Annotated in this window: 5 protein-coding genes and 1 pseudogene; all 6 read right to left on the bottom strand. The window is 58.3% G+C overall.

Features of this window, described 5'->3' with window-relative positions:
• Nucleotides 1–1,212, bottom strand: a 1,212-nt coding sequence (lpdA, locus tag AAAB35_RS20680) for a dihydrolipoyl dehydrogenase (RefSeq protein WP_340670155.1), incomplete at its 3' end; no start/stop codon positions are given.
• Between the two features lie 18 nt (nucleotides 1,213–1,230).
• Nucleotides 1,231–1,869 carry an SGNH/GDSL hydrolase family protein gene (locus AAAB35_RS20675; RefSeq protein ID WP_340670154.1) on the bottom strand — a complete coding sequence of 213 codons (639 nt, stop codon included), beginning with the start codon at nucleotides 1,867–1,869 and terminating at the stop codon, nucleotides 1,231–1,233.
• Between the two features lie 8 nt (nucleotides 1,870–1,877).
• Nucleotides 1,878–3,239 (bottom strand): pyruvate dehydrogenase complex dihydrolipoamide acetyltransferase, encoded by a 1,362-nt coding sequence (locus tag AAAB35_RS20670; protein ID WP_340670153.1) that lies wholly within the window; start codon nucleotides 3,237–3,239, stop codon nucleotides 1,878–1,880.
• Between the two features lie 15 nt (nucleotides 3,240–3,254).
• Nucleotides 3,255–4,643, bottom strand: coding sequence for a pyruvate dehydrogenase complex E1 component subunit beta (locus AAAB35_RS20665; protein WP_340670152.1), 1,389 nt, complete (start codon nucleotides 4,641–4,643; stop codon nucleotides 3,255–3,257).
• 14 nt (nucleotides 4,644–4,657) lie between these two features.
• Entirely contained in the window at nucleotides 4,658–5,689 is a 1,032-nt protein-coding gene (gene pdhA / locus AAAB35_RS20660) for a pyruvate dehydrogenase (acetyl-transferring) E1 component subunit alpha (protein ID WP_340670151.1), read from the bottom strand.
• A gap of 128 nt (nucleotides 5,690–5,817) precedes the next feature.
• Nucleotides 5,818–5,976, bottom strand: a pseudogene (locus AAAB35_RS20655) (septum formation initiator family protein); the annotation flags it as partial.

The raw sequence follows: 5,976 nt of genomic DNA, 5'->3' as shown, positions 1-5,976 counted from the left end.
CGCGATGGCCTTGCCGTTCGCGGCGAACTGGAAGCGTCCGACACGGATTTCGCGCCCGCCTTCCTTGGCCTTTGCTTCCGTCAGTCCGACGGAAGCAACCTGCGGCTGGCAGTAGGTGCAGCCCGGGATCTTGTCCTTTTCCAGCGCATGGACACCCGGGAAGTTCGCAATCTTTTCGACGCAGATCACACCTTCATGCTCCGCCTTGTGCGCGAGCATGGGCGGGCCGGCCACATCGCCGATCGCGTATATGCCTGCAACGTTGGTCTTGCCGTAGCCATCCGCGACGATGCAGCCACGATCGGTTTTGACGCCAAGCGCCTCCATTCCCAGGTTCTCAATGTTGCCCTGGACGCCAACGGCAGAAATCAGCCGTTCCGCCGTGATCTTCTCGACCTTGCCGTCCTTGGTTTCGACATGAGCGGTAATGGAATTCGCCGCTTTTTCGACCTTGGTAACCTTGGCATCGGTAATGATCTTCATGCCCTGCTTTTCGAACTGTTTGCGGGCAAAGGCGGAAATTTCGGCATCCTCGACCGGCATGACTGTCGGCAGAAGTTCGACCACAGTCACGTCCGCACCCATGGTTCGGTAAAACGAGGCGAATTCGATGCCGATGGCGCCCGATCCCATGACGACCAAGGATTTCGGCATCTCCGGCGGGACCATCGCCTCGAAATAGGTCCAAATCAGCTTGCCGTCCGGCTCGATACCCGGCAAAGCGCGAGGCCGCGCGCCGGTGGCGATAATAATATGCTTAGCCGTATAAGTACCTTCGCCGAGCGTGTTCTTGGGTACCGGATTCTGCGGCTCCATAGGCTTCTTCGATGTCTTCGAGACAATGATCTCGCCCGGTTTCGAAATCTTCGCTTCGCCCCAGATCACATCGACCTTGTTCTTCTTCATCAGGAAGCCGACGCCGCCGTTCAGACGAGCGGAGACGCTGCGAGACCGCTGCACGACAGCTTTAATATCCGCAGAGATCTTGCCTTCAATGGTCAGGCCATAGTCCTTAGGATGCTGGCCGTAGTGAAAGATCTCGGCTGAGCGCAGAAGCGCTTTTGTCGGTATGCATCCCCAATTCAGGCAGATGCCGCCAAGATGCTCACGCTCGACGATAGCGGTCTTAAACCCGAGCTGCGCGGAGCGGATCGCGGTGACATAGCCGCCGGGGCCAGAACCAATGATGATCACGTCGTAATTATTGGCCAAGACCTTGGTCCTCCTGGATTAGAGATCGAGTATGTCTCGAACGGTGGGGGCGATGGCTTTTCCTATCGCCCGTGTGTTTTCTGCATCAAGATGAATGCCATCAATCGAAGAAGTCGCGGCGACCGAGCCCGCATCGAAGAATGCACAGTCCGAAAGTTCCGCTGCATCGCGATAGAAATCTGCAAGCAGGCGCGATTGTTCGACACCGCCTTCGAAGATCAGTCTGAACTCATCCCACTCAGTCGCGCCGAACGGTGGTGGCGACATGATCATGACTGCGGGCGGTTTTGTCTCAAATTGATAGGGCGCCGTCCGGACGATCTCGATCAGTCGCTGCATCCCCCGCTTGGCGCCGAAGGCGTTGCCGCAAAGTATGTGCTTCATGTCGTTGGTGCCGAGCATGATGATGACGAGATCGAGTGGAAAATGCGTGCCGAGCGCCGTCGTCAGCGTCTTGGCCGCATTGCGTTCGAATCCCGAAAGGTGATCGTCGAATGCCGTCGTCCGCCCGTTGAGGCCATCGGTGATGACATGAACAGCATCGCCAAGTTCGGCCTGCAACACCTCCGGCCACCGGTCCTTGCGTGCATGGCGACCCAAACCGTCGGGGCGGTAGCCCCAAGTCAACGAATCGCCATAGCAGAGGACGGTTTTCATCGCGTCGCTCAGACCAACATGCCCATCGGATTTTCGATGTGCCGCTTGAACGCCTGGGCAAGCTCCGCCCCGAGGGCGCCATCGACCGCACGGTGGTCGGTGGACAGTGTCACCGACATGATGGTGGCGATCTTGATTTCGCCCTTACGTACGACCGCCCGCTCCTCGCCCGCGCCAACTGCCAGGATGGTCGCATGGGGAGGGTTGATGATCGCGGCGAAATCCTTCACACCGAACATGCCGAGATTCGAGACGGCGGTGGTGCCACCCTGATACTCTTCGGGCTTCAGTTTGCGGTCGCGGGCACGCTTGGCGAGATCCTTCATTTCATTGGAAATCGTCGAAAGCGTTTTCTGCTCGGCCTTGCGAATGATCGGCGTAATCAATCCACCCGGGATCGAAACGGCAACACCGACATCGGAATGCTTGTGCTTGACCATGTTGGCGTCAGTCCACGATACGTTCGCTTCAGGAACATCGCGCAGGGCAAGCGCCATCGCCTTGATGATCATGTCATTGACCGAAAGCTTGTAGGCCGGAACGTCGCCCTTCTCGGTCTTGATCATCGGCGACGCGGTATTGATTTGTGCCCGAAGCGCAAGCAGCGCATCGAGTTCGCAATCGATCGTCAGATAGAAATGCGGAACAGTCGTCTTGGCCTCGAGAAGACGCTTGGCGATCGTCTTGCGCATGCCGTCATGCGGCACCAGATCGTAGGAGCCTTGCTCGAAAAGCTTGAGCACGGCATCGTCAGACATCGGCTTGGCCGCTGCTGGCGCGGGAGCTGCCGCGGCCGCGGCAGCAGCAGCAGGCTTTGCACCACCGCCGGCGATAGCGGCTTCAACGTCTTTCTTGACGACGCGGCCATGCGGTCCGGAACCGCTCACGCCCGAAAGGTCGATACCCGCTTCCTTGGCGATGCGCCGTGCGAGCGGTGACGAGAAGGGCCGGTCGCCGGATTTGGCGGGCGCAACAGATGCCGCCGGTGCGGAAGCCGCGGCGGTGGCTGGTGCGGGAGCAGCTTCCGCCTTAGGCGCCGCAGGCGCCGCTTCTGCTTTCTTGTCTTCCTTTGGTGCTTCCGCTTTTGCTGCGGCACCATCGGCTTTCGCGGCTGTAGCAGTGTCCTCGCCCTCACCCGCAAGAATTGCGATGAGCGCGTTGACCTTTACACCTTCGGTGCCGGCGGGAACGACGATCTTGGCAACTGTGCCCTCGTCAACCGCCTCAACTTCCATCGTCGCCTTGTCGGTCTCGATCTCGGCGATGACATCGCCGGGACCAACCTTGTCGCCTTCCTTGACGAGCCATTTGGCGAGGTTGCCCTCTTCCATCGTCGGAGAGAGCGCCGGCATGGTGATATTGATCGGCATATCGGTTTCCTCCCCTTAAGCCGTGTAGGTCACAGCTTTGACGGCATCGATGATCTCCTTGATGCTTGGCAGCGCCAGCTTCTCAAGGTTTGCCGCATAGGGCATGGGTACGTCCTTGCCGGCAATGGTAAGGACCGGCGCATCAAGATAGTCGAAGGCTTGCTGCATGACGCGGGTGGCAATTTCCGTGCCGACAGAGGATTGCGGGTAGCCTTCCTCGATAGTGACGCAGCGGCCGGTCTTCTTTACAGATTCGATGACGGTGGGAATGTCCATCGGGCGGATCGTGCGAAGGTCGATGATCTCGGCATCGATACCGAGTTTGGCGAGTTCGTCGGCGGCCTTGACGGTATAGTTCATGCCGATGCCGAACGAGACGAGCGTAACGTCCGTACCCCTCTTGTGAATGCGGGCCTTGCCGATCGGCAGAACGAAATCGTCGAGCTTCGGCACGTCGAACGAATGGCCGTAGAGAATTTCGTTTTCGAGGAAAATAACCGGATTGGGATCGCGGATCGCCGCCTTGAGCAGGCCCTTGGCGTCAGCCGCCGTGTAGGGCATCACGACTTTCAAGCCGGGAATGTGGCTGTACCACGCCGCATAACACTGCGAATGCTGGGCAGCGACGCGGGCTGCAGCACCGCTCGGTCCGCGGAATACCATGGGCGCACCCATCTGGCCGCCGGACATGTAGAGCGTCTTTGCAGCCGAGTTGATGATCTGGTCGATCGCCTGCATGGCGAAATTGAAGGTCATGAACTCGACGATGGGCCTGAGGCCAGTCATGGCCGCCCCAACGCCGACGCCGGCAAAGCCGTGTTCGGTGATCGGCGTATCGACGACCCGGCGCGGGCCGAATTCGTCAAGCAGACCTTGCGTTATCTTGTAGGCACCCTGATATTCGGCAACTTCCTCGCCCATGATAAAGACATCCGGGTCGCGGCGCATTTCCTCGGCCATCGCATCACGCAATGCTTCACGCACCGTGGTCGAAACCATTTCTGTGCCAGCGGGAATATCCGGATCGGCTGCGACTTCTGTCTTTGGTGCCGCTGGAACCGAGGCATTCGCCTGTTTAGCGGCAGGCTCTTCCCTTGGAGCCTCGGCTGCCTTTGCTGCTTCCGGTGCAGCTTGCGGCGCGCTGGCGGAATCAGCGCTCTCGCCATCGCCCAACAGCACGGCAATGACCGAGTTCACCTTCACATTGTCGGTTCCTTCCGGAACGACGATCTTGCCGATCGTGCCTTCGTCGACGGCTTCGACTTCCATCGTTGCCTTGTCGGTCTCGATTTCGGCCAGCACATCCCCGGAAGTGACCTTGTCACCTTCCTTTTTCAGCCATTTGGAAAGTTTGCCCTCTTCCATCGTCGGTGAGAGCGCGGGCATAAGAATATCTACAGGCATTTGTCGCGCCTCCCTTAGAGCAGAATATCGGTGTAAAGCTCGGACGGATCCGGCTCTGGATCGGACTGGGCGAAATCGGCCGCATCAGCCACGATATCGCGAACGTCCTTGTCGATCTTCTTCAGATCATCCTCGCTGGACGAGCCATTCCCGATCAACCGGTTCTTTACCTGCTCGATAGGGTCGTGCTCCGAACGCATCTTCTGCACTTCGTCTTTCGAGCGGTATTTAGCCGGATCCGACATGGAGTGGCCGCGATACCGGTAGGTCTGCATCTCAAGGATAATCGGGCCCTTGCCCGAACGCGCCCAGGCGGCCGCTTCCTCACCGGCTGCATTGACGGCACGCACGTCCATGCCATCGACTTGTATGCCCGGGATGTTGAACGAGACACCGCGCTTGGAGAAATCCGTTTCAGCGGAAGCGCGCGATACCGCCGTGCCCATGGCGTAGCGGTTATTCTCGATGATATAGATTACGGGTAGCTTCCACAGCGACGCCATGTTGAAGCTTTCGTAGACCTGGCCCTGGTTGGCAGCGCCGTCGCCGAAATAGGCTAGTGAGACATTGCCGTTGTTCCGGTAGTGATTGGCAAAGGCCAGGCCCGTTCCGAGCGAAACCTGCGCACCGACGATACCATGGCCGCCATAGAAATGCTTTTCCTTGGAGAACATGTGCATCGAGCCACCCTTCCCCTTGGAAAGGCCGCCGCGCCGTCCGGTCAATTCAGCCATGACGCCGCGGGCACTCATGCCGCAAGCCAGCATGTGGCCGTGGTCACGATAACCGGTGATGACCTGGTCGCCTTGCTTCAGCGCCATCTGCATGCCGGTAACGACAGCTTCCTGACCGATGTAAAGATGGCAGAAACCGCCAATGAAGCCCATGCCATAAAGCTGACCGGCCTTTTCTTCGAAACGGCGGATCAGCAACATTTGACGGTAGGCTTCGAGCTCCTGCTCCTTGGTGAACTGAATGGGTTTCGGTGCTTTAACAGCAGAGGTCTGCGCGGATCGCGCAGGGCTTTTTTTCGCCCTCGTAGCCATATCTCACTCCCTGTGACTTGGTCGCACGAGAATAGCAGCAGGGACGGAAGTTACAATATGCAGAATTGAATAAGTGCTATGCAAATAAGCTGTTAAAAATACAGCACAAAAAGGCGATTAACTGAAACTCAGTTAACAGCCAAATCACCAGAGCCACGCATAATGGTGACTTCGTCCGGGCGGGACATATTCAATGCCTTGCGAGCCTGTTCGTCCAACATGTCCTTCTCAATTGTGCCATCATGCATAAGTTGGACCTGTCGTTCAAGCTCCGTGCGCGAGGCGGT

This window comes from Phyllobacterium sp., assembly GCF_037994425.1.
Lineage (GTDB): Bacteria > Pseudomonadota > Alphaproteobacteria > Rhizobiales > Rhizobiaceae > Phyllobacterium.
The sequence above is the reverse complement of the archived record's forward strand: the minus strand, read 5'-3'. Positions and strand labels throughout refer to the sequence as shown.

Bases quoted from the DNA above. Each gene is read 5' to 3' on its own strand.
- AAAB35_RS20675 (WP_340670154.1), bottom strand. From the start codon at position 1,869: ATGAAAACCGTCCTCTGCTATGGCGATTCGTTGACTTGGGGCTACCGC.
- AAAB35_RS20670 (WP_340670153.1), bottom strand. From the start codon at position 3,239: ATGCCGATCAATATCACCATGCCGGCGCTCTCTCCGACGATGGAAGAG.
- AAAB35_RS20665 (WP_340670152.1), bottom strand. From the start codon at position 4,643: ATGCCTGTAGATATTCTTATGCCCGCGCTCTCACCGACGATGGAAGAG.
- pdhA (WP_340670151.1), bottom strand. From the start codon at position 5,689: ATGGCTACGAGGGCGAAAAAAAGCCCTGCGCGATCCGCGCAGACCTCT.